Source organism: Candidatus Marinimicrobia bacterium CG08_land_8_20_14_0_20_45_22 (assembly GCA_002774355.1).
Classification (GTDB): Bacteria; Fidelibacterota; UBA2242; order UBA2242; family UBA2242; genus 0-14-0-20-45-22.
The window spans coordinates 1-20,858 of record PEYN01000035.1 but is presented as its reverse complement, the minus strand read 5'-3'; the positions used below and the strand labels follow the sequence as shown (position 1 = coordinate 20,858).

22 protein-coding genes are annotated in these 20,858 nt (G+C 47.0%); 1 reads left to right on the top strand and 21 read right to left on the bottom strand.

Annotated elements, in window-relative coordinates:
• The 5 genes from COT43_02630 to COT43_02610 form a co-directional block, all read right to left on the bottom strand.
• Positions 1-976: hypothetical protein (locus COT43_02630; protein PIS30077.1), on the bottom strand; the 976-nt coding region annotated here is incomplete at its 3' end.
• Positions 977-983: 7 nt separating this feature from the next.
• Positions 984-1,259: a hypothetical protein gene (locus COT43_02625; GenBank protein PIS30076.1), complete on the bottom strand. Its 276-nt coding sequence runs from the start codon at positions 1,257-1,259 to the stop codon at positions 984-986.
• Positions 1,260-1,264: 5 nt separating this feature from the next.
• On the bottom strand, positions 1,265-1,480 hold the full coding sequence (locus tag COT43_02620; protein ID PIS30075.1) for a hypothetical protein: 216 nt from the start codon (positions 1,478-1,480) through the stop codon (positions 1,265-1,267).
• A 13-nt stretch (positions 1,481-1,493) separates the two neighbouring features.
• The gene (locus tag COT43_02615; protein PIS30074.1) at positions 1,494-2,669 is read right to left on the bottom strand and encodes a hypothetical protein; all 1,176 of its coding nucleotides are present in this window, start codon (positions 2,667-2,669) and stop codon (positions 1,494-1,496) included.
• Between the two features lie 40 nt (positions 2,670-2,709).
• A complete protein-coding gene (locus tag COT43_02610; GenBank protein ID PIS30073.1) occupies positions 2,710-2,961 on the bottom strand; it encodes a hypothetical protein in 252 nt (83 codons plus the stop codon).
• Between the two features lies 1 nt (position 2,962).
• On the opposite strand from COT43_02610, the gene COT43_02605 reads away from it, so the two are divergent.
• Positions 2,963-3,859, top strand: coding sequence for a hypothetical protein (locus tag COT43_02605; protein PIS30072.1), 897 nt, complete (start codon positions 2,963-2,965; stop codon positions 3,857-3,859).
• A gap of 33 nt (positions 3,860-3,892) precedes the next feature.
• Here COT43_02605 and COT43_02600 read toward each other — a convergent pair whose 3' ends face one another.
• The 16 genes from COT43_02600 to COT43_02525 form a co-directional block, all read right to left on the bottom strand.
• Entirely contained in the window at positions 3,893-4,090 is a 198-nt protein-coding gene (locus COT43_02600; protein ID PIS30071.1) for a hypothetical protein, read from the bottom strand.
• On the bottom strand, positions 4,087-5,064 hold the full coding sequence (pfkA, locus tag COT43_02595; GenBank protein ID PIS30078.1) for a 6-phosphofructokinase: 978 nt from the start codon (positions 5,062-5,064) through the stop codon (positions 4,087-4,089). The genes COT43_02600 and pfkA overlap by 4 nt, the downstream gene beginning before the upstream one ends.
• A 91-nt stretch (positions 5,065-5,155) precedes the next feature.
• Positions 5,156-7,219, bottom strand: a complete 2,064-nt coding sequence (locus tag COT43_02590; protein ID PIS30070.1) for a beta-hexosaminidase — start codon at positions 7,217-7,219, stop codon at positions 5,156-5,158.
• Positions 7,220-7,282: 63 nt separating this feature from the next.
• Entirely contained in the window at positions 7,283-7,555 is a 273-nt protein-coding gene (locus COT43_02585; protein ID PIS30069.1) for a Txe/YoeB family addiction module toxin, read from the bottom strand.
• A complete protein-coding gene (locus tag COT43_02580; GenBank protein PIS30068.1) occupies positions 7,536-7,808 on the bottom strand; it encodes a prevent-host-death protein in 273 nt (90 codons plus the stop codon). Before COT43_02580 ends, COT43_02585 begins: the two co-directional genes overlap by 20 nt.
• A gap of 91 nt (positions 7,809-7,899) precedes the next feature.
• Complete coding sequence (locus tag COT43_02575) at positions 7,900-9,285, bottom strand: aminopeptidase (GenBank protein PIS30067.1); 1,386 nt, start codon at positions 9,283-9,285, stop codon at positions 7,900-7,902.
• Positions 9,286-9,311: 26 nt separating this feature from the next.
• Positions 9,312-9,686 (bottom strand): hypothetical protein, encoded by a 375-nt coding sequence (locus tag COT43_02570; protein PIS30066.1) that lies wholly within the window; start codon positions 9,684-9,686, stop codon positions 9,312-9,314.
• Positions 9,686-10,678 (bottom strand): hypothetical protein, encoded by a 993-nt coding sequence (locus COT43_02565; protein ID PIS30065.1) that lies wholly within the window; start codon positions 10,676-10,678, stop codon positions 9,686-9,688. Before COT43_02565 ends, COT43_02570 begins: the two co-directional genes overlap by 1 nt.
• 4 nt (positions 10,679-10,682) lie before the next feature.
• Entirely contained in the window at positions 10,683-12,074 is a 1,392-nt protein-coding gene (locus tag COT43_02560) for a chlorohydrolase (protein PIS30064.1), read from the bottom strand.
• A 22-nt stretch (positions 12,075-12,096) separates the two neighbouring features.
• Positions 12,097-13,470, bottom strand: coding sequence for an allantoinase AllB (gene allB / locus COT43_02555; GenBank protein ID PIS30063.1), 1,374 nt, complete (start codon positions 13,468-13,470; stop codon positions 12,097-12,099).
• 30 nt (positions 13,471-13,500) lie between these two features.
• A complete protein-coding gene (locus COT43_02550; protein PIS30062.1) occupies positions 13,501-14,958 on the bottom strand; it encodes a pyridoxal-5-phosphate-dependent protein subunit beta in 1,458 nt (485 codons plus the stop codon).
• A gap of 99 nt (positions 14,959-15,057) precedes the next feature.
• Complete coding sequence (locus COT43_02545; GenBank protein PIS30061.1) at positions 15,058-17,433, bottom strand: aldehyde oxidase; 2,376 nt, start codon at positions 17,431-17,433, stop codon at positions 15,058-15,060.
• Between the two features lie 82 nt (positions 17,434-17,515).
• Positions 17,516-18,019, bottom strand: coding sequence for a xanthine dehydrogenase (locus COT43_02540; protein ID PIS30060.1), 504 nt, complete (start codon positions 18,017-18,019; stop codon positions 17,516-17,518).
• Entirely contained in the window at positions 18,009-18,833 is an 825-nt protein-coding gene (locus COT43_02535) for a hypothetical protein (GenBank protein PIS30059.1), read from the bottom strand. Before COT43_02535 ends, COT43_02540 begins: the two co-directional genes overlap by 11 nt.
• Positions 18,834-19,102: 269 nt before the next feature.
• Positions 19,103-19,672 carry a DUF4416 domain-containing protein gene (locus COT43_02530; GenBank protein ID PIS30058.1) on the bottom strand — a complete coding sequence of 190 codons (570 nt, stop codon included), beginning with the start codon at positions 19,670-19,672 and terminating at the stop codon, positions 19,103-19,105.
• Positions 19,659-20,858, bottom strand: a 1,200-nt coding sequence (locus COT43_02525) for a radical SAM protein (GenBank protein ID PIS30057.1), incomplete at its 5' end; no start/stop codon positions are given. The genes COT43_02530 and COT43_02525, both read right to left, overlap by 14 nt.

Below are 20,858 nucleotides of genomic sequence, written 5' to 3'. Positions count from 1 at the left end.
TAACCGACCAAGAAAATGTCTTGGATTTAAAACACCTAATCAGGTATTTTTTGGAGGTGTCAGTTGTTGCACTTAATACTTGAATCCAGGTGTTATAATAATCCGCCAGGTTTTCGATTAGAACTACATCCGGGCGTTTTGCGGCGACCGGCGTGACCGCAATAAAAAACCGCATGCTGACATAAAAACAGAGAATGCCAGCCGCCAGTATTATCGGATTGACATGTCCGTGCCATTCCCATAATTTGGCAACTTTGGGTTCATGCGCCCACCAGACCGACCAGCCGTTATTGATCGCATGTAATACAAACGACGGCCAGATTGAATTCGTCCGCCAAGCCATATATCCCATGAAAAGCCCCATCATGTAAATCTGAACGATCCACCAGGGATTGAAGTGGATCATGGCAAACACCATCGCCGAAATCAGCACCGATTTGGTAATATCGCCCTGACGATACTCCAGAATGCGCTGGAAAAAGCCCCGGAACATCACTTCCTCGATCAGCGGCGTCGCCAGAACTACGATCCCGATTACCAGAAAAGCCGACTGCCAGTTGGTCACCTTCATCATTTCGCCGATCTGAATGATATTTTCAGGCAAAGGCAGAACAATCTGGATGAGACGATCAAGTTCATCGATAATAACAGTCAGTCCGATCGCTACAAAAACAGCGGCCAGCAGTGAACTCGGCGTCACCGCCCTGATCCGTAGCAATTCACCCAGACTGGTTCGCATCCGCTTAGCCCAATAGATAATCGGTATCGGTAAAAACAGTTCCGCAATCAGCAGCAATAACTGTGTATCAAGCTCCTGCTTGGCCTGCATCAGATAAACCAAGATCAGAGCAGTTAGCAGAGAGGCGCACAACAATCCCAAAATCAACATTCCAACGGCACTCTTAATTTTTGGGATAATAATCGGGTTTTTCAGTTTAATCATATTTCTACCATCATTATTCAATGTTAAAAGCATTAGTTGTTTATTCCGGGGCTGAAATTACGCCGGCCAGACTCATGATCCTATCGCGAATAGTTCCTTTGTCGATCACCCGGAAACCGCGCTTAAAAATAGCAATCTGGCCATTGGTATCAATATCTACCAATGTTGGTGTGACTGTGGCATGATATTTTTTTGCTACCTGGCCGTAGCGATCGATCAGCACCGGTAATTTATACTCCATTTTCTGTATATATCTCTTAATGATTTGCGGTTCTTCCCCGATATTTACCAAAAAAATCCGCTTGGCGGCAAGCAATGCAATTAATCATGAAAAAAACTGATCACAAGTGCCTTTTTTCCATTAGTGCTGGCTTTGGGACCTACTTTGCGGCTGAGATAGAAATCCCCGCCGTCCAGAATTCCGGTATAGAAAAACGGGGCTTTCGATCCGGCTAACAGATCGTTAATTACCATTTGGGTCGAATCCGAAGCCATTGTTATTAAGAAAAACACTAAGACATTACCTAAAAAGGTCATCTTCCCATTTCCCTCAATTCTGCCGGATGGTATTTAAAATAACTCCAACGGAAACAGCCAGATTCAGAGATTCGCCGTAGCCATATTTTTTAATGCCAATCACGCCCGCGGAACGTCGTAATACCTCCTGGGGCAGGCCGTGCGATTCGCTTCCGAATGCCAGGATGATTCGGTCACCAGTAATCGCCGGTTTTGCAGTCACACCCGACATATCCGCCGCCCATAATTTTGCGCCATCCCGCTCCATTAATTTTTCAATCCTGTCAAAACTTATATCAGTTACTAAAGTCAGCCGGAAAAGGGCTCCCATGGCACTGCGGACGACCTTTGGGCTGTAAACATCAACCGAACCCGGAGAAATCAGAATGGTTCCGATACCAAACCATAGTGTCGTACGCATGATCGCACCGAGATTGCCGGGATCGTTAATCTGCCAGAGATAAAGCGCCGGATAAGTGCTCTGAACATCTGGATTACTTCGGCCGCTGGGCATTTTGGCGATTGCCAGAACTCCCTCCGGATTTTTCAAACGCTCGACAATACCATGCGCTAGTTTTCCACCCTGAGCGCCATCGACGATCCGGTGATCGAATGTCCCCGAGATCGGCAAAATTGACCGAATAACGATCTGCCCGTCCACGACAACCGGTTTTTTTTCGATCTTACCGATCGACAGAACAGCCGGCAGCTTCCCGATTGGAAACAGCGCAGGCATTCCTGTTGTCAAACCCCACGTTCCGATATTTGTCAACATGATACTTCCGAACGGATCATGCGGAATTTTTAGAAACGGGAACGAGAAACCGAGATCGAAAATCCACCATTTGATGAAAAGAAAAACCGGCCTTCTGAATGGCCATGGAATCTTGGCGACAACATCTTTTGCGGCAAATGCGCCTGCATCTTCACCCTTTCGCTTTTTTTCGATTCGCTCAGCCGCGTAATCGGCGATCTCCGAAACCGAAAGCTCCTGCGTTTTCGGAATAACCAATCCGGTCATCTCTTTTCCTTCTTTGACGGACACGGAAATGCAGACATTTGCGTCTTGTCGATAGACGACTTTTCCACGCCGCACGAAACAGTTGATGTCCGGAATATCTTCGTACAACGCGCGGGAAAGCGCGGCGGCGACAAAGTTAGTGACCGTCAAGCGCTTGCCTTCCGCTTTTCGCTTTTGGATATATCGCATCGTCTCCGTGATGTCGATTTCAAAGGTGCCATAAATCTTGCTATCCGCCGGCGCTTTGTACGCCGCAATCGCAAAATCCCGCCACGTATTTCCTTTTTCTGCTTTTCCCAACTCTTTCTCCGTCAATATTAATGTTACTAATGCTTAATTTAAATCTTTCTTCATAAAAGGCGAACTTTTTCATATTTTTCCATTCGGAATCCATCCGCCCGATCCGAAAACCCGCTTTTTTATCTCCATGTTTATCGTAAATTCTCGAGTGTTCATTGAAACTTTCGTACGGAGAAATCATTATGAAAAAATATCTATTCTTCGCCCTTCTGGTTTGTTTTGCAACCGCACTTCCTCAGGAAAAGCCTACGGTCAAGCCATCCCGATTATTCGAGATGAACAACATGGAAATCGACTCGCTTTTGACGGTCGTCAGTCAGAAAAACCTGACGATCACCGAGCGCATCGCATTCTATTCGGAGCGGTTTATAGAAATGCCGTACAATCTGACCTGCTCCGGCGACGGGCCTTACGCGCTCTACGAGCCGGAACCGTTAGTCAATTTCCGCCAAACGAACTGCATGGTTTTCTGCGAGCACGTTCTCGCACTTTCCATTTCCGACAGCTGGGACAATTTCTTCAACAATCTCCAGCAAATCCGCTACAAAGACGGCATCATCGGCATGAGAACGCGCAACCATTATACGATGACCGACTGGATGCCGGAAAACAGCTGGTTACTGACCGATGTCACGAAGAAAGTCGGCGGCGATCAATGTATCTCGCTCACGCGGACGATCTTGCACCGGAAATTCTTCGAGGGCAAGGGCATCAAAGATATGCGATACGTTCTACCCGACCGCACCCAAACGTTGGACGTCGTTCCCAAACAATCTTTGTTCGACGTGGAAAAGAACACCAAATCGGGCGACATTCTCTCGCTGATTCTGGCGAACAAGACCGACATTTTCTCAGCGCACATGCTGATGATAGTTGAAAAGAACGGACAGAAATTCATCCGCGAATCTTCCAACAGTAAGATGACGACATTCGATACGCCGTACAAAGAATGGGTCGCCAATCTCCAGAGCAAAGAGCGCTATCTCGGACTTTGCTTCATGCGCATCAACGAAGACCTCAATACGCCCGGACGGATCATCCTGCCGTGGGAAATTCCGGGACTGAAGGCAGGGAAATAACCTCGGAGGGCGCAGTCCCGCGTTTGGCGGGATTCAGAACGCAGAGAAAATAACTACGCAAAAGGATGCCATTGCCGCGAGTTTTAACTCGTGGACAGGAATCTGAAAAATAAAATGGGTTTCAGCCCAGCAATGATGGACTAAAGTCCGGGGATATCGTTGTTTTTCGATAATTTTCAGCCAACAGTTCAGTCTATTTAATTGATTGAAATAATCTTTCCAAATAATCAAGTGGAAAGGATTCGGTAAATTTTCAGCAATTCGTCATCGAGCGGTTTTTTCTTCTCCCACGTCTCCGGCAATGAAACGTGAGAAACAGTATTTTTCACCCAACCAACCATAATGTCTGTTTTTCCCGCTTTCAACGCCTGAACCGCATGATAGCCCAGACGGCTAGCCAAAAGCCGGTCTGTTGCCGTTGGACTTCCACCTCTTTGTGTATGTCCCAACACACATACATGACAACTGATGTGGAACTGATTTTGAATTTCTTTGGCAATGTCGTGCGCGTTTCCGAGTTCATCGCCTTCTGCAACAACGATGATACTGCTGGTCTTTCCAGCCTGAGCCCATGTAGTGATCAAACCGCCAAGGTCTTCCATCGTATTCCTCGTCTCGGGAACGAGAATTTCTTCGGCTCCGCCGCAAATCCCAACTTCCAATGCGATGAACCCAGCGTGGCGCCCCATAACTTCGACGATGAACAATCGATTGTGAGAAGCCGCCGTGTCGCGGATTTTATCAATGGAGTCCAACGCCGTGGAAACCGCCGTATCGTAGCCAACGGTCAGGTCGGTGCCGTAAATATCGTTATCGATCGTTCCGGGAATCCCAACGACGTTGACTTTTTGCTCCAGATAAAGTGCGTGCGCGCCGCGGAAACTCCCATCACCTCCAATAACGATCAGTCCATTGATTTCCCATTCCTTCAAAACATCAGCGGCATGTTTCCTACCAGCGGCGTGCTCAAACGATTCACTCCGAGACGTTTTTAGGAATGTTCCGCCTTTTTGAATGATGTTGCTAACCGATCTGCGCGAAAGTGGCATGATGTCACCCGAGATCAGTCCTTCGTATCCGCTGGAAATACCAAAAACTTCAATTCCTTCGACCAGAGAGGTACGTACGACAGCTCTTACAGCCGCGTTCATCCCCGGCGCATCTCCGCCACTTGTTAGAACGGCTATTCTTTTTATTTCTGACATATTCTCCTCGTACAATGCATTTTTCAATATCTTTCCCGAAAAGGTTTCGGCGTCTTTTTTCGAAGATTGATCAAAACCATTGCAAATCTTTTTACTTTTCAAACGAGTTGATAAGTTTTTCGATAGATGGTAAGATCGCCAGTTCCACCTGACCGCGCGGGTTTTTCGCCTGATCCAAAGTCGCTTTGCTTTCGGCTATCCACTCTTTTGTCGCATTTTTTCCTTTATTCACATATTCTATCGCCTCAATTCCAACCTTTGAAATAGACGAAAGATCCCGCGACATCGTCTCGATTTCCTTCAGAACTGGCGATACCCTGATCGTTCTCTCCAACTCATCATGATTGGCTTCCCACGATTGAAGCATGGCAGTCATTTCGGAGATGTTTTCATTCTTTTTAGAATCGATAAACTCGTCGGTCAATTTTCGGAATCGGCGTGCGGTCATCGATTCCGGCCGGGCGGCGTCAACGACGCGCGTGTAAGGCGAGAATGTGGCATACTTGATACCCTGAAAGTGCCGGTTGTAGATTTTCACCGGTTCGACGACATCAACAAAGCGTTTTAAAGCGGAGATATTGTTTCCGTTCGTCAGCCGTCTCAACATATATTCGTAATTTTTAATGTGCTGGAGATCGAGTTCTTCCATCTGACCACTGACAATCTCCATCCGGCGATACATGCTTTCGACGTCTTTGACGCCCTGCGGCGACCAGAATCTTTCAGCGATACAAGCTGTTCGCGGCCAGATTCGCGAATCAATTGTTTCCGGAACGACGTCTTCGCCCCAGCTGGTTGCTTCACCGCCGAGAATGAATTTTTTCTGTTCTTCCGAGAGCGTCGAACCTTCCGGAATTGGGTCGATCAAATAGTGATATTCCGCCGGTTGAATGAGATCGATATAGTAGCCGTTGGACAAAATGCCCATGTAGCCTCTCCGCGCGGCATCGTCGAGCGCTTTGTATCCGCGCCACGAGTGAATGACGATGTTTTTTGGCAATGCGGGCTGAAAGATTTCATCCCAACCGATCATTTTTTTGTTATAGTGTGTGAGAATTTCCAGAACGCGTAGATTGAAGTGTTTCTGAAGCGCAGAATTATCATCAATTCCATTCGCTCTCATAAAGGTTTGAATCTCTGGATTAGCGCTCCATTGCTTGCCATTGTTCTCATCTCCGCCGATATGTATGTACTCATCGGGAAAAAGCGCCGCCATTTCCTTGAAAAACATATCCAGAAATTTATGCGTCGATTCCTTGATCGGATTCATCGTCGGATCAAAAACGCCCCAATGCCGCTCAATCTGATAAGGACCGGGCGCACTGGCGAGGAAAGGATAGCCCACCATCCATGCCGTGCAATGCGCTGGAACGTCAAATTCCGGGATGACCCGAATTCCACGTGTATCGGCGTATGCAACAATGTCACGGATTTGCTCCTGTGTGTAAAACATCCCGTCCGAGCACATCGACTGAAGATTGGGTAACGACTTGCTTTCGACGCGAATTCCTTGATCATCAGAAAGATGCCAGTGGAAAACGTTCATTTTCACCGCCGCCATGCCATCCAAATTCCGCTTGATAACATCAACCGGCATGAAATGACGGCTGACATCGATCATTAGTCCGCGCCATGGAAAACGCGGCAAATCATCGATCTCAACAGCCTTGAAAAAGTAACCATTTTCATCTGCAGAAAGTAATTGCAGTAAGGTTTCCAGCCCACGTATTACGCCGAGATCGGTCTCCGCCGAAAGATCGATTTTCTCCGGCGTTACGACTAATTTGTAGGATTCATTTTCGCCAAGTCCTAATTGTCCGATCCGCTTCGTTTTGACAATCATATCCGCCGTATCAGAGCGCGTTTCGGCGGTGATGAAATCCTGCGGAAAGAAAAGTCCCGTGCGATTAGAAAGTCTTCGCAACATCCGCGTCGCATTCAGGTAAATCCGTTGCCCGCCTGCCGGACGGGCAGGCCCGCCGACTCCTTCTAACGCTAACGAAAAATCCGCATTCAGCCGGAATTCACCGGTTTTCACGACGACCTTTTGCGGAAAAGGCATCAGGTTTAAAGAAGATTCCGCAAATGCGGAAAGCGCCAAGCCCGCCATCAATAAACCAAATACTGAACGATGAATGATTTCAATCCTTTTCATAAATCCCTCGTATTATTCATTTAGTTCTCTCGGATATTCTCAGTCTTGAATTTTGTCCATTTTTCACACTGAATCATAATGTCCGCCGATGGCAAAGATATAGATCGTCTGTTCATCAAACGCATATATCAGCCGGTCGCGCGCCGAAATTCTTCTGGACCACAAACCAGACAGATTGTGTTTCAATGGTTCCGGTTTTCCGAGTCCCGATGCTTCGGGATCGCCGCTCCGAAGTTCTTTGAGGATTTTGCAGAGATTTCGATGAAGACGCGGATCTTTCTCCCGCAGGCGTTCATATCGTTCCCATGTGTCACCCTCAAAAACGATCGAGCGCATCCAATTTCTCTTGCGATGGACGGTATCCGGTTGCTTCCTGATGGGTTTTCAGCGATTTTATCACTTGTTTCATCAACGACTGGTTTTGCAGAATAAACAGCGTTTCCTGTTCGCGCTCCCAGTCTTCAGCGCCGATGACGACAAAATCCTTTCCCGCCCGCCGCCTGACAACGAGCGGTTCGTGAATGGTGAGAGCGCTGTCAACAGCGTTCTTGAGATTCGCCCGAAACTGATTGACTGTCATTTCAGCCATACAAACATCCTTCCGTTAAATGAACTGTTAGAAATGTACTGAATTGCAGTACGGTTTACAACAGGAATCTCTTTTCTCTTTTCACTTTTCATTAATACATTCTATCCCACGGCGGTAGTTTGATCGGTTTCTGCGTGAGAACCGCCAAAACTTTTTCCGGCAGGAATCGTTTCAATATGACGATGCGGTACATGTATTGGTCGAACCAGTCGTCTGTCATTGTCAGGCTTCCCTTGTAGGCGGCGTCCTCGCCCCAGCTGTTTTCCAATAGCCATTTCGTCGGCGCACCGGTTGCGGATGTATCGATGCCGATAAGCACCATGCCGTGTGAAGAGGCGCTTTCGTAACTGAGAACCTGATCCTTTTTACTCATATCGAACGAAATGCCGAAAAGTGATTGATAATCAAATGCGTTCGTCGCTAAAATTCCGTGTTCGGAATCGAGCTGCTTGCCGACATCGCATGAAAAATACATCGGCTCATCAGCAAGGATCGACGCTTTCGCCCAACTCTTCATTTCCGAAGACGGAACATTGACGAATGTCCAGTTCTGACCGTCGTACCGATTCCGGTCAAATTCGATCTCGTATAGTTTGTAATATTCCCGCGACGGATCATCCATCAACATGACGTAATCGCCGAGACTTGCCTGAACGACTTCTTTGTAAAACTGAACCGGCGTGAAATTCCCTTTAACGATCAGGCTGTCTTTTTTATCGGCAAACCGCCAAACGAATTCCTTCGGCGGCGTTCCCAGCGAGATCACGAGAATGCGGTAAATTTCACCGAGCATATTTTCTTTCGACTTTTCCAGCGACGCAAACGATTTGCCTTCCTGGTGCTGAGCGCAGAGTTTTATCCCGCCGTCGCGCAATTTCCGGCTGACGAGTTCGTTCATCCGCTTTGTATTTTCGCTATTGTATGTATCGGGCATATTTTCCGACGGAACGATTCCGTATTTTTCGATCAAGCCCGGCGTCATGCTCCAAACCCCGCCATCGCCGATCGGATTCCGGAAAAGCCAATCGACCTTTCGGTCGTCGAGTGGCTTCTCGCGCGTTTGAACGATCGCCGTCAGAAACAGGTTCGCCTTTTCTAACTGGTCGTAGAAAAACAGATAGTTCTGCGAAAACTCGAACGACTTCATGTCATATTTTTTCATTACTTTCGGACGGATAACATTCAGCGAACTGAATAGCCAGCATCGACCGGACGATTTCTGATTGGTGATTCCGGACGTTTTGATTGTGTGCGCAAAATGGTGATCGATCTGACCGATCAGACTTCGGTTCAGCGCAATTTTCTTAATATCATTATTAGAAACCGCATTCTGTGCCGCTTTAATTGTTGCGTCCGCCGAAATGGTTTTCTCGAATTTCGTTAGCATTTCGCTCGTGATCGCTCCGGTTTGAGCCAAACTGATTGATGCAAAAAGTACAATTGCCATTAAATTGAAGACTGATTTTCGGTTTAACATGTCGTATCCTTTTCTATATTCAACTTTTACTTCTTTTTAGATCCGCGTTTTGAATGGTATTTGACATTCTTCTCAAAAACGAGTGAGAATTGCCTTTCATTCTCAAATGTTCCCGCACGTGAAAGAAGTGGATGCGCTTCTTCAGTTTGATTAAGATATTCGGAAACTTTCTTGAGATCAATTCGATTGAGAATATCAATCGTATAGAGGCTTGAAATGGCAACTTTCCATGGAGAAAATGTATAATCGCCAATTCCGAAGACAGAAAACCGGGGACGTTTTCGATAAATGATGCTTTTTCTGCTGTCTAATATTTTTGTGGTTTCTACAAGGTAGTTCCACGTTTTCGGAGCATTCGTCTCGATGACGTTCGTGTCATCTGAAGGTTTTTTTTGCGTCACTATACGAACTTTTCGGGAATTATTCGACCATTGGCAACGTCCGAAGATTTTAGCAACGGGTAAAGATACGTTTCTTCAATCTGGCGGAATTGATGTTTTCCATTCATCAATTGTCCGTTTTCTATCGTAAACGCCATCACTCCTGCGGCGTCGTGCTTAATCCCGGATCGCCATGTATAATAAGGAAAACCGTCGATCCTCTTTAATTTTTCGTATTCGTCGAGATTTGAAATCAATTCCTTCCCCACAATTCCAATCGTCGATATTTTTTCATCGAAAGACAAATCCCGATATACAACCGCTGTATTTACCAATTCGCTAATTCCCGTGTGAATGACAAGCAAACAGGCATCGACTGACGCTCCAAAATGCTGTTTCGCAGCAATAAAGTGTAAAGAACAGCGACCGATGTTTAATCCTTTCATCCATGCATATTTCAGCGTTTTTCTCGCCGTAGCGGTTTTGCAAAGCATCGCAAGACAACCTTCTCGCTGATGTAACACTGAAATGAGTCGTATCAACATCCATTCTGAGATATCAAAGTTGGCTTTACCAGTCTTTGCCGAAAAGCCTTTATTCCCTTGAAAATTGGATTTTTCCGGTAGATTCTCGCCACCCATCAAACTGAGCGCAGAGTTGGTTACCCACGGCGGATTACCAATAACAAGGACTCGTCCTTTTTGTGTTATTAAAAATTCCCGCCAATCAAACTCGAAAAAGTTGCGATGTTCAATTTTGATTCTTGATTTCCCATCGCAATTCGTGGATTTTATTGCTTCGCGAACATAATCTGGATTAATGTCGAATCCAAATATTGCTTTTGCTTCGGGGAAATGTTCTGTCGCCGCAACGATAAAACTTCCGAGACCACAGGTCGGTTCAATAATAACATCCGGCAATTCACCACTCTCTGCAAGAAAATTTGCTATATGCCTCGCTAACGGCAAAGGCGTTTGGAAATCACCGAACTCAATTTTTGAAATTCCACTCAATTGATTATTTCAAATCCGCATATTTTCGCCACAACCGCTCGCTGGCTTTCCGGCTTTCTTCAACGATGATTTCCTTATCCAGTGTTAAAAATGCGCCGTCCTCATAGATCATTCGACCTTTCGCCATCACCATCGTCGCAGGAGCGTCGTACATTCCGTAAAGGATATGTCCAGTCAAATTTCCGGAGTGGATCGGCGTGAGCGGAACATAATCGAACACCGCAATATCGGCATTTGCGCCCGGCTCTAAAACGCCCGGCTTGCCGTCGAAGAATCTTCCGGCGATTCGGCCGTTTATCTCAAATAGCGTTTTCGGTAATGCTGAAAATAACACTCCATCGTCGATTCCGGCCTGCCGATGGGAGAGAAAGCCGCTTCGCAGAGTCAATAGCATATTTGAAGTCATGCCGTCCGTTCCCAGTCCAACATTCACTTTTTCCGGTAATGGAAACGGCAATCTTCCAACAGCGTTGTTCATATTGGATTCCGGGTTGTGAACCAAAACTGCGCCGGATTTTTCGATCAGCATAATTTCCTCCGGCAAAAGATGAATGCCGTGCGCGAGGATCGATTTCTTCGATAGCAAATTGAATTTGTTCAGTCGGTCAACACCCCCTTTATAACCAAGTTTCCGGCAATACTTTGCATCGATTGAATCCTCCCCGCAATGAATATGAATGCCAACTTCAGGGTCGTAATTTTGCTCGATCTCCGTCATCGATTTTTCCGACAACGTGAAATTTGCATGAAGTCCGAGAATTCCTTTCAGCGAATCATCATTTTTATATTTTTCGATAAAATTCAGGTTTTCCTCGATGCCGCGGTGAAAGACGTCTTTGCCGTCGCGGTCGGAGATCTCATAGCACAACGCGGCTCGAATACCACTGCGCTTGATAACCGAACCGATGACCTCAAGACTTCCTCTGACGTCCGTCGGTGATGCATGATGATCAAAAACCGTCGTGACGCCGTACCGAATACAATCCAACAGCGAAGCGAGCGCCGATAATTGGATGATTTCTTTGTCCAGCGCCTTATCCAATCGCCACCAAAAATATTTCAGTCGTTCATGAAAATTCGTCACCGGCGCGGAGGGAACCAATCCCTTGGAAAACGCCGAGTAAAAATGATGGTGCAGATTGATCAGTCCCGGGAAAATGATTTTCCCCTGAGTATTGTATACTTCCATATCAATGTTTTTCGGCGCTTTCTCAAAAACCTCTTCCTCACTGCCGATCAGTTTCACTTTCCCGTCAGCGACGAAGACACAACCATCTTCCCAAACATCTTTTTTCCCGTCAAAAAGCGGGCCGCCGTAAATAATTATCGGTTTGTTCTGTTTGGATTCCGCTTCCTGTCCGTCCTCATTGTCATGATAATGTTCGATATCGTGCATGGCTTATCCTCTTCATTCATGATTAATCTTTTCTTCGAATCCACTTTCCGATCCGATCTTCGGCAACTCCTTCCGATTCGGAGTAAATCCGTCTGCCTCGCAAATAGGTCGCGACGATTTTACCGGCGATTTGCCAATTCTCAAAGGGCGTCAATTTGCCTTTTGACGGAAAATTCCCGCCGTGAATCGTTGTGTCTTGTTGTTCATCAATAACGACAAAGTCTGCATCGGAACCGGCCAGAAACGCACCTTTTTTCGGATAAATTCCAAACCGTTTTGCGGCATTCATCGATGTTAATTCCACCAATTGTGCCAGCGTAATCCGTCCTTTTCGAAAACCTTCCGAATACATGAAGGGCAAAAGCGTTCCGGTTCCCGAAATGCCACCGTAATCCGTCCAGATCGAGCCAGTCTGCTTTTGCTCCGCCGGACACGGCGCGTGATCGCTGGCGGCAAATGCAAGATCACCGTCTGCCAGCGCTTTCCAGAGATTTGCTGAATCATCTTTCGTTTTCACAACCGGCGCAGTTTTCAGAACACTCCCGTTTTCAATTAAATCTTCTTCGGAAAATGACAGGTAATGCGGACAGGTTTCGCCTGAAATATCAATGCCGGCGCGCTTTGCTTCGCCGATCAACTTCGTGGCGACGCCAGTCGAAACATGTACAATATGACCCGAAGCATGGTTGTCCGAAACGGCACGAATGAACCGTTCAACAGCAGAAATTTCGGCAACTGCGGGTCGCGACTCGGCGTAGGCTTTCGGGTCGGTTCGTCCAAACTCGATCAGTTCTTTCAATATCGGAAGCACAATTTCAGCGGCTTCGGCGTGGTGACCGATTAGCGCGCCGATCTCGCTGGCGGCTTCGATCACCTGTTCGAGTTCTTCCGGCGACAGATGCGTAAACGTCGCCATTCCCGAAAGCGAATAGGTTTTAAACCCAACGACGCCAGCATTCCAAAGATCGGCCATGTGTTGGCGCCAGCGTTTATCGGCAAGACAATTTCCCGAAACGCCGCCCCAAAGCGCATAATCGACATGCGAATGTCCGCCGATAGCCTGTAATTTTATCTTTAGATTTTCAAGTGTCGTGACTGGCGGCAAGGAAGTACAAGGCATGTCGATTACCGTCGTGATTCCGCCCGTCGCGGCGAATGCCGAACCGTTTTCAAACGTCTCGCGCTCTTCATATCCTGGCGTGTTGAAATGAACATGTGGATCGATACCGCCGGGAAGGACTAAATTGCCGTTTAGATCGATGACCTTTTCGCCGGAAATTGGCGGCAGTGTTTCATCGAATTTTCCGAATTTTCCAGCGTCAACTCGGAAACACGACTTGACTGATTTATTTCCTGTCCCAAAAGGAATTTTACAATTTGTGAATAGAATTGACATTTATCCGCCTAAATCCGCATTCATCCGCGGCTAATTTTTCACTAACTCGTTAAACACCCGAATCCGCTCATCAATCTGCGGCGTCATTCGCCGAATTTTGTCCCAATATTCATCATCGTACCACTGATCATTGAGTTCACGCACATCGCGTCCCTGCTGTTCGATCCACGTATAGTATTTCAGGTTATGGATTCGCCGCCGCTCGACATAACTCAATTCCTGCATGACATCGGTTTTGATTCCCAAAATGTGCCGCGAGAAATCACGCTCTGCCCAAGATTCGGAATAGCCGCCATACTTTTCGACATACTCTTTGACGCGCGAGTCATACATTTCCATCGAATCGGTTAAAACCGTCAGTACAATATCGTTTTCAGTCAATTCATAGTATTTCGCGAATTTGATGGAACTCAGAATATTGGCGATTCCCGAGATACCAACCAAATCCAGCTGTGAGACAATCTTTTCCGAAACGCCGCTCTTGGTTAGATAGGATTTTCCTTCTGGCAAATTGAACAGCGGAAGAATGTTCATTGCATCTTCGTCATCTATGGCGATAATCATATCAGTATTTTTAACATTATGAATCCATGGAACATGCTTGTCCCCGATACCTTCGATTCGGTGCCCGCCGTAGCCATTCAACAAAAGTGTTGGACACTGAAGCGCTTCCGAGACCGCGATTTTTGCGCCGGGGAATACTTTCTTGATATAATCTCCGCTGGCGATTGTTCCCGCTGAGCCGGTCGTCAGAACTACACCTGAAACGCGAGAGCCGGGGCGCGATACCTGCCCAACAACCTCTTCCATCGCCTGTCCTGTAACTTCGTAGTGCCAGAGATAGTTGCCGAATTCGTCAAACTGATTGAAAATCACGATATTGTCGCGGTTCTTTTTCAACTCCCAACATTTATCATAAATCTCTTTCACATTGCTTTCACAGCCGGGCGTCGCGATAATCTCGCCCGCGACGGTTTTCAGCCATTCAAATCGCTCCCTACTCATTCCTTCCGGTAGAATCGCAATAGATTCACAGGCAAGCAATGCGGCGTCGTACGCGCCGCCGCGGCAATAGTTTCCCGTTGATGGCCAGACGGCTTTTTGGCGAGTTGGATCAAACTGCCCCGTGATAAGGCGCGGAACGAGACATCCAAAGGTTGCGCCCACTTTATGCGAACCTGTCGGGAACCATTTGCCAACAAGAGCAATGATGCGCGCCGAAACGCCAGTAAGCTCTTTCGGTAATTCAATGAAATTCACACCTCCGAATAATCCGCCTTTCGGAGTGGGCTGGTTTTTCCACGTGATCCGAAACAGGTTTCGCGGATTGACATCCCAGAGCCCAATTGTCTTCAGATCGTTCAGAATTTCCGCTGGGATTTTTTCAGGATATTTTTGTTGTTCAATTGTCGGAATCACGATGTTGCGTTCGCGGCAACGTTGCGCAGATCGTTTCATTTGTTGTTCATTGATCTTCAGATCTATCATTTTATCTCCAATTTATTATTCATCAAAATCATGCTGATTTTAAGCTTTTTCGGCTGTTGAATGGTCGTGTTAAATAGATGAGCCTTTATGGCTTGTGCTTTATTTCTTGGCTGTTTTTAGCGCCTGAAATATTTTTTCCGCCGTAAGCGGTAGGGCATGAATTCGGACGCCGATCGCATCAAAAATCGCATTGGCAATTGCCGGCGCCGGTCCGTTGATGCCGATTTCCGCCACAGACTTCGCTCCGTATGGTCCTGTTGGCTCATACGTCTGAACTACAATCGTTTTGATATCGGGCAAATCAGCGGCGGAAAATAGTTTGTATCGTCCAAAATTCGGATTCGTCATTTTGCCTTTTTCATTAAAAAGATATTCTTCTGTCAACACCCACGAGATTCCATTGACAATTGCACCTTCAATTTGACCTTCGACCAATTTCGGATTTATCGGTTGACCACAATCGGTTACCGAAACATATTTGACGACACGAATATCACCCGTTTCAGTATCGATCTCGACTTCCGCGAAATGCGCCGCAAACGGCGGCGGAGAAGCGGTCGTGAAATGTGATGCTGACGCTTGAATCTGGAATTGGTTTACTGCGTACATCGCGTAATGACAAATTTCCTGGAATGACAATTCGCCGCCAGGAAACATGACTTTTTTCTCCTTCATTGCCAGAGATTCTACCGGAGAGTGGCTCATCTCAGCGGCAACGTCGAGAATTTGCATTTTAACTTTTTCAGCGCATTTCCGAACTGCCTCGCCAGATAAATAGGTCGTTGACGACGCATAAGCGCCCACATCAAATGGCGTAAAATCGGTATCTGAAGATGCTACAATGATGTCGTCAATTCCAACACTCAGCGCTTCGGCGGCGATTTGGCCCAGAATCGTATCGGAACCGGTGCCGATATCCGTTGCGCCGATCTGAAGGTTGAACGATCCGTCTTCGTTCATTTTAATATAAGCGGCGCCCATATCGACGCGCGGAATCGCCGATCCTTGCATCATGCAAGCCATACCGACGCCACGAACTTTCGCACCATTGCGGATTTTTTTATCTCGCTTCTCTTTCCATCTAATCTCGTGCGCTCCGCGTTCAATACACTCGTCCAACCCGCAGGATTCGATGAATTGTTCGACACCCTCTTTACCCTCGCCGAGCTTCTGGAATATAGGCGAAGTCTCGCCCTTCCGAATCGCATTTTTCCGATATAGATCGAGAACGTCAATGTCGAGTTTCCGCGCCATGATATCCATCATTTGTCCGAGGGGAAAATAGCCCTGCGTTGCGCCATAACCGCGATAGGCTCCGGCGACGGGAAGATTTGTATAGACCGTTATTCCGTTGAAACGTTGATGCGGCGCTTTGTTGACCAACGGAAGCACTTTCGATCCGGCATTCGACAAAACCGTTAACGCGTGCGCTCCGTAAGCGCCTGTATTCATCAGCGCATTTATCGCAATGGCGTGAATCGTCCCATCTTTTTGAACTCCCGCCTGAACATTAACCCGCATCGGATGTCGCGTCCGTGAGGAGATAAAAACCTCTTCCCGCGTTAATACGATTTTCGCTGGCCTGCCGGTTCTTAGCGTGAACATACCGGCAATATATTCGAGAAAAACTTCCTGTTTTCCACCAAATCCGCCGCCGATGCGCGGTTTGATAACATGGATCTGCCGAATCGGAATCTGAAGAAGATGCGAACAAATTCGCCTGGCATGGAACGGAACCTGTGTTGACGTCACGATGACCAAACGGTTGCGTTCATCGAAGTACGAAAGCACCGCATTGGGTTCTAACGCGGCATGTGAACCATAATGAGTATAAAATGTCTCTGAAAAAGTCAGGTCGCTTTCACTCAGGCCTTGTTCCAGATTACCGACGTCGATCAGGATTTTCGCGGCAATGTTTTTTTCAGGGAAATAGGGTGCACCAATGAGATAGCCCTTCCCTTTCTCCAAATGTAATTTTGGCGCATCATCATCCATCGCTTTTTCGAAATCCAACAACGCCGGTAAAATTTCATATTCGACCTTGATCTTGGAAAGGGCTTCTTCGGCAATCTCCGGCGTCTCCGCCAGAACAGCCGCGACACGGTCGCCGACGAATCGCATGGTCGAATCGAACATTAGCGTATCGTAAGGCGACGGTTCCGGATAGCCTTGACCTGCGGTGGTGTGGAAAATCTCCGGAACATTCCCATGATGAATAATATCGATAACACCGTGAACTTTAAGCGTTTCCGATATATCAAGCATTTTAATTTTTGCATGCGCATGCGGCGAATACAACAGTTTGATATGCGCCGTATTTGGAATGGAAAAATCATCCGTAAACTGCGCGCGCCCCGTCGAGAGTGACAGCGCGTCGATCTTGTTGACAGAAGTGCCGACGATAGAAAAGTTCCGAGCCTTTCCACCACTGGCGGATTTCGCGCTTCGCGTATCGACCGATTCTTTTTTACTCATTTGTGTTTAGGTCCTTTAAGATTCGATTGTTTGATGTGCTTAATCAATCCTTCCCCGTTCTTTTCAGATACAAATAACCATTTCATTTTTGATGTCTTGAATTCGGAACTTTGAACTCGGGATCCTGAGCGCTTACACTTTTGGAAGCATTTCTGATGCCTTCGATAATTTTTACATAACCGGTACAACGGCAAAGATGACTGTCGATTGCCATTTTTATTTCTTCGTCTGTCGGATGCGGATTTCGGTTCAATAACGCAACGGCAGATAAAACGATGCCCGGCGTACAAAATCCACACTGAATCGCTCCAGCTTTGACCAATTCCTCCTGAATTGGATGCGGCTTACCTATCGTTCCAACACCTTCAATCGTTGTGACCGATTCGCCCTTGACTGACGCGGTCAAAACCTGGCAGGAATTCACCGGTTCGCCGTTCAATAAAACCATACAGGCGCCGCAATCGCCTGAACCACAACCATACTTGACGCCGGTGTAGCCATTCGCTCTCAACGTCTCGAGCAATGTTTCACCCGGCTGGACTTCAAGCGTTTTATTCATCTGATTAATGATTAATTCAATTTTCATGCGCCTGCTCTCCGATTTGTTCAAATGCCCGTTTCACCATCGTCTTAACCAAATTAACCCGAAATTCCTTCGAAAATGTTGGATTCGCAGATGGCTGAATTTTCATTTCATCGAGAACCGCAGTAATTTTCTTTATGTCAAATAATGAGTCGTTTAATTTTTCCTCAACTTCATGAAACCGTCTGGCTTTCGGAAAAACGTCCCCAACGGCGATGCGGACATTTTTCAGTCGCCCGCTGACAATTCCAGCATAAACCGCCGCATCAGCGATTGCATAATCAAATGTCGTTCTCGCATATCGCGCATAGACGCCGATTCCCGGCGCTTTGGGCAGAAAAACTCCGGTTATCAGTGTCGCGCCATCCAAAGGCTTTGTATCGAGAAAATCCTCGATTTCGATAACTGCCGTGTTTGTTCCTGCTATTGAAATTTCCGCATTTAATGCCAATAACGGCGTCGGAACGTTCGACCATGCCGGCAAAGATGCTAGCGATCCGCCGATCGTAATCAGATTTCTGAGCGAGTTTGATGCGGCAAGCGAGACGGCAACTTTCAACATGTTTCGCCCATCCCTAAAGTCATATTCGCTAATTTTGCTGAATCGGGCGCAAGCCCCAATTGTCGTTTTGCCACCGGTTTCCTCGATGAAATTCAATCCGACGTTTTTTAAACTGATCATGCCGACGGCGCTGACCGTTCCGCCCCGATGAAAACTCGTACCGCCGGCGTACGGAATCACGCGACCTTTTTTCATCAAAGCGAGCGCGCGCTCCACGTTCTCCGGGTAATACCATTCCTGAATATTCTTAATCATGGATTCTTTCTATGAATTGGTAACTACTCATCCAAACCAAATTTCGGTAACTTGACCAATCAATGCAATTTATTGTTTGAAACAAATGGCTGAATCGACCGGCTTGGTTCCAAGACGAACCTCATCGCGAATCTTTTGGACAAATCGGTTATCCGTCTTGGTAGAATTGGCTCTTTCTTATTAAACGTTTTTTGCTTTTTGTTTAATAAGAGGCTTGCTTATTAAACGGTTGATGAATAAAATGCAAAAACGAATGAGAAATACGACGCTTACAATCTGTTTGACAAGCCTTTCCGCAACTGATTTCTCCCCGCTCGCACGATCCCGTCCCGCATTACCATCAGGAATTTGACGTTCTCGTCTGACGAATAATCCGGGTATGTCCACGGCAGGAACTTGAACTTTCCGTGTTCGTAGATCATCGTGACTTCTCCAAAAATGCCATCCGTGACAAAAACACGGTGCGAGAAATTCTTCGTCGAGTATAATACCAACTTCGATGGTTCGAGATAACCGGGATCGAGATCGATCGTTCGCACGAGCCGCCCGGAATCGCTTTTTGCTGTTTCCGTTTCTAACTCGTTCGACCAGATTTTGACTCGCGCAAAATTCTGCAGATCGACAGGTTCTTTCATCACAAAAAACTGTTTCTGTAAATCTTTCCCAAATTCCTTTTCATAGTAATCGGTGAAGTCCGAAACCTTGAAAATCGGTCCGACGCCCATTATCTCGCCGTATTTTTCCCGAATCCGGTTTATTGCTAAATCATATAATTCCCGCTCCGAAAACATCAGTGCGAAAAATGGTTGCGCTGTTGTATTGGATTTAATTGCTCCCATCGTCTAATTCCTCCAATTGTAAATGTGTTTGCTGGCGTGTTCGCTCATTCGTTTCGTTGGTGAATCGAATCAGTCGTTTAAACTCCTCCGCTCTGTTCGGTTCGGTATAGAACGGAAAGACGGAATTGTTCGTCAACAGTGGATCGGTGTCATCGGAAACGAGTCCTTTGCGCCGCGCCTTTTCCCATTCCACTGTCCCTGGGATCGGCGTAAAAAATGCCAATCGCGAAATCGCGCCCTGATCGGCGACAAAGCGAACGCTATCGATCACCTGTTCCAGCGTCTCCTCCGGCAATCCAGCGATCAGATACACTTCGATCCGATTCCGCGGAAATCCGGCGTTTTCCAGAACGCTCATCGTTTGGATGAATACATCATTGTTCACCTTATTCGACGAAGCATGTTGAATCTCCGGAGCGACCGACTCCAGACTGAGCCGAATTGTCTCAAAACCAACCTCTTTCATCAATTCGGCGAGTTCCGGATTGATTTCCCGCGCAAAAAGACCGTTCGGCGTATGAAACCGCGCCCGAACACCATGATCGATAACACCTTTGAGGATCAGTACAATATGCCGGTCGCGATTCGTAAAGAGCGCATCATCATAAAATGCAAAGTCGCGGATATTATAACGGTAATGTGTGTTGACGATTTCGAAAATTACGTCGTCCGGCTTGCGCTGGATGAACCGAGGGTTCAACAGTCTCGACGCACAATAACTGCACCGGTACGGACAGCCGCGCGAGGTCAATACGGCGACTGATTCCAATTTTGAATAAAAATGCCATGGCAATTCGCCGGATTCGTCGAACTCTGGCAGGTGCGAATTGTCCCTTGAAATCCCAAAAAGAGAATCAAGCAAGATCAGCACCTTTTTCTCGCCATAGCCAGCGATAAGATAATCCGGTCGGATTGTCTGCCGTGCGTGTTCAGGTAAGAGCGTCGCATAAATCCCACCGAGAATCAGCGGTGTTACGGGAAATCGTTCCCGCAAAACCTCAGCCGCCATTTTCACACCCGGATACCAGTAAGTCATGTGCGACGTCAGCAAAATGGCGTCGGGCTTTTCGATCGCATCCAACGCCGACTCGAATTGCTCCCGACCTGCACCGTATAAGCCGTAGCGACGCGGAACGGTTGATAAAACCTCCGGCTTGGGCAATATCGTCTTTTGATAATGCCCGCG

Coding starts and splice junctions, on each gene's coding strand:
- COT43_02620 (PIS30075.1), bottom strand. CDS start 1,480: ATGACCTTTTTAGGTAATGTCTTAGTGTTTTTCTTAATAACAATGGCT.
- COT43_02615 (PIS30074.1), bottom strand. CDS start 2,669: ATGCGATATATCCAAAAGCGAAAAGCGGAAGGCAAGCGCTTGACGGTC.
- COT43_02610 (PIS30073.1), bottom strand. CDS start 2,961: ATGATTTCTCCGTACGAAAGTTTCAATGAACACTCGAGAATTTACGAT.
- COT43_02605 (PIS30072.1), top strand. CDS start 2,963: ATGAAAAAATATCTATTCTTCGCCCTTCTGGTTTGTTTTGCAACCGCA.
- pfkA (PIS30078.1), bottom strand. CDS start 5,064: ATGTCAGAAATAAAAAGAATAGCCGTTCTAACAAGTGGCGGAGATGCG.
- COT43_02590 (PIS30070.1), bottom strand. CDS start 7,219: ATGAAAAGGATTGAAATCATTCATCGTTCAGTATTTGGTTTATTGATG.
- COT43_02585 (PIS30069.1), bottom strand. CDS start 7,555: ATGCGCTCGATCGTTTTTGAGGGTGACACATGGGAACGATATGAACGC.
- COT43_02580 (PIS30068.1), bottom strand. CDS start 7,808: ATGGCTGAAATGACAGTCAATCAGTTTCGGGCGAATCTCAAGAACGCT.
- COT43_02575 (PIS30067.1), bottom strand. CDS start 9,285: ATGTTAAACCGAAAATCAGTCTTCAATTTAATGGCAATTGTACTTTTT.
- COT43_02560 (PIS30064.1), bottom strand. CDS start 12,074: ATGCACGATATCGAACATTATCATGACAATGAGGACGGACAGGAAGCG.
- allB (PIS30063.1), bottom strand. CDS start 13,470: ATGTCAATTCTATTCACAAATTGTAAAATTCCTTTTGGGACAGGAAAT.
- COT43_02550 (PIS30062.1), bottom strand. CDS start 14,958: ATGATAGATCTGAAGATCAATGAACAACAAATGAAACGATCTGCGCAA.
- COT43_02545 (PIS30061.1), bottom strand. CDS start 17,433: ATGAGTAAAAAAGAATCGGTCGATACGCGAAGCGCGAAATCCGCCAGT.
- COT43_02540 (PIS30060.1), bottom strand. CDS start 18,019: ATGAAAATTGAATTAATCATTAATCAGATGAATAAAACGCTTGAAGTC.
- COT43_02535 (PIS30059.1), bottom strand. CDS start 18,833: ATGATTAAGAATATTCAGGAATGGTATTACCCGGAGAACGTGGAGCGC.
- COT43_02530 (PIS30058.1), bottom strand. CDS start 19,672: ATGGGAGCAATTAAATCCAATACAACAGCGCAACCATTTTTCGCACTG.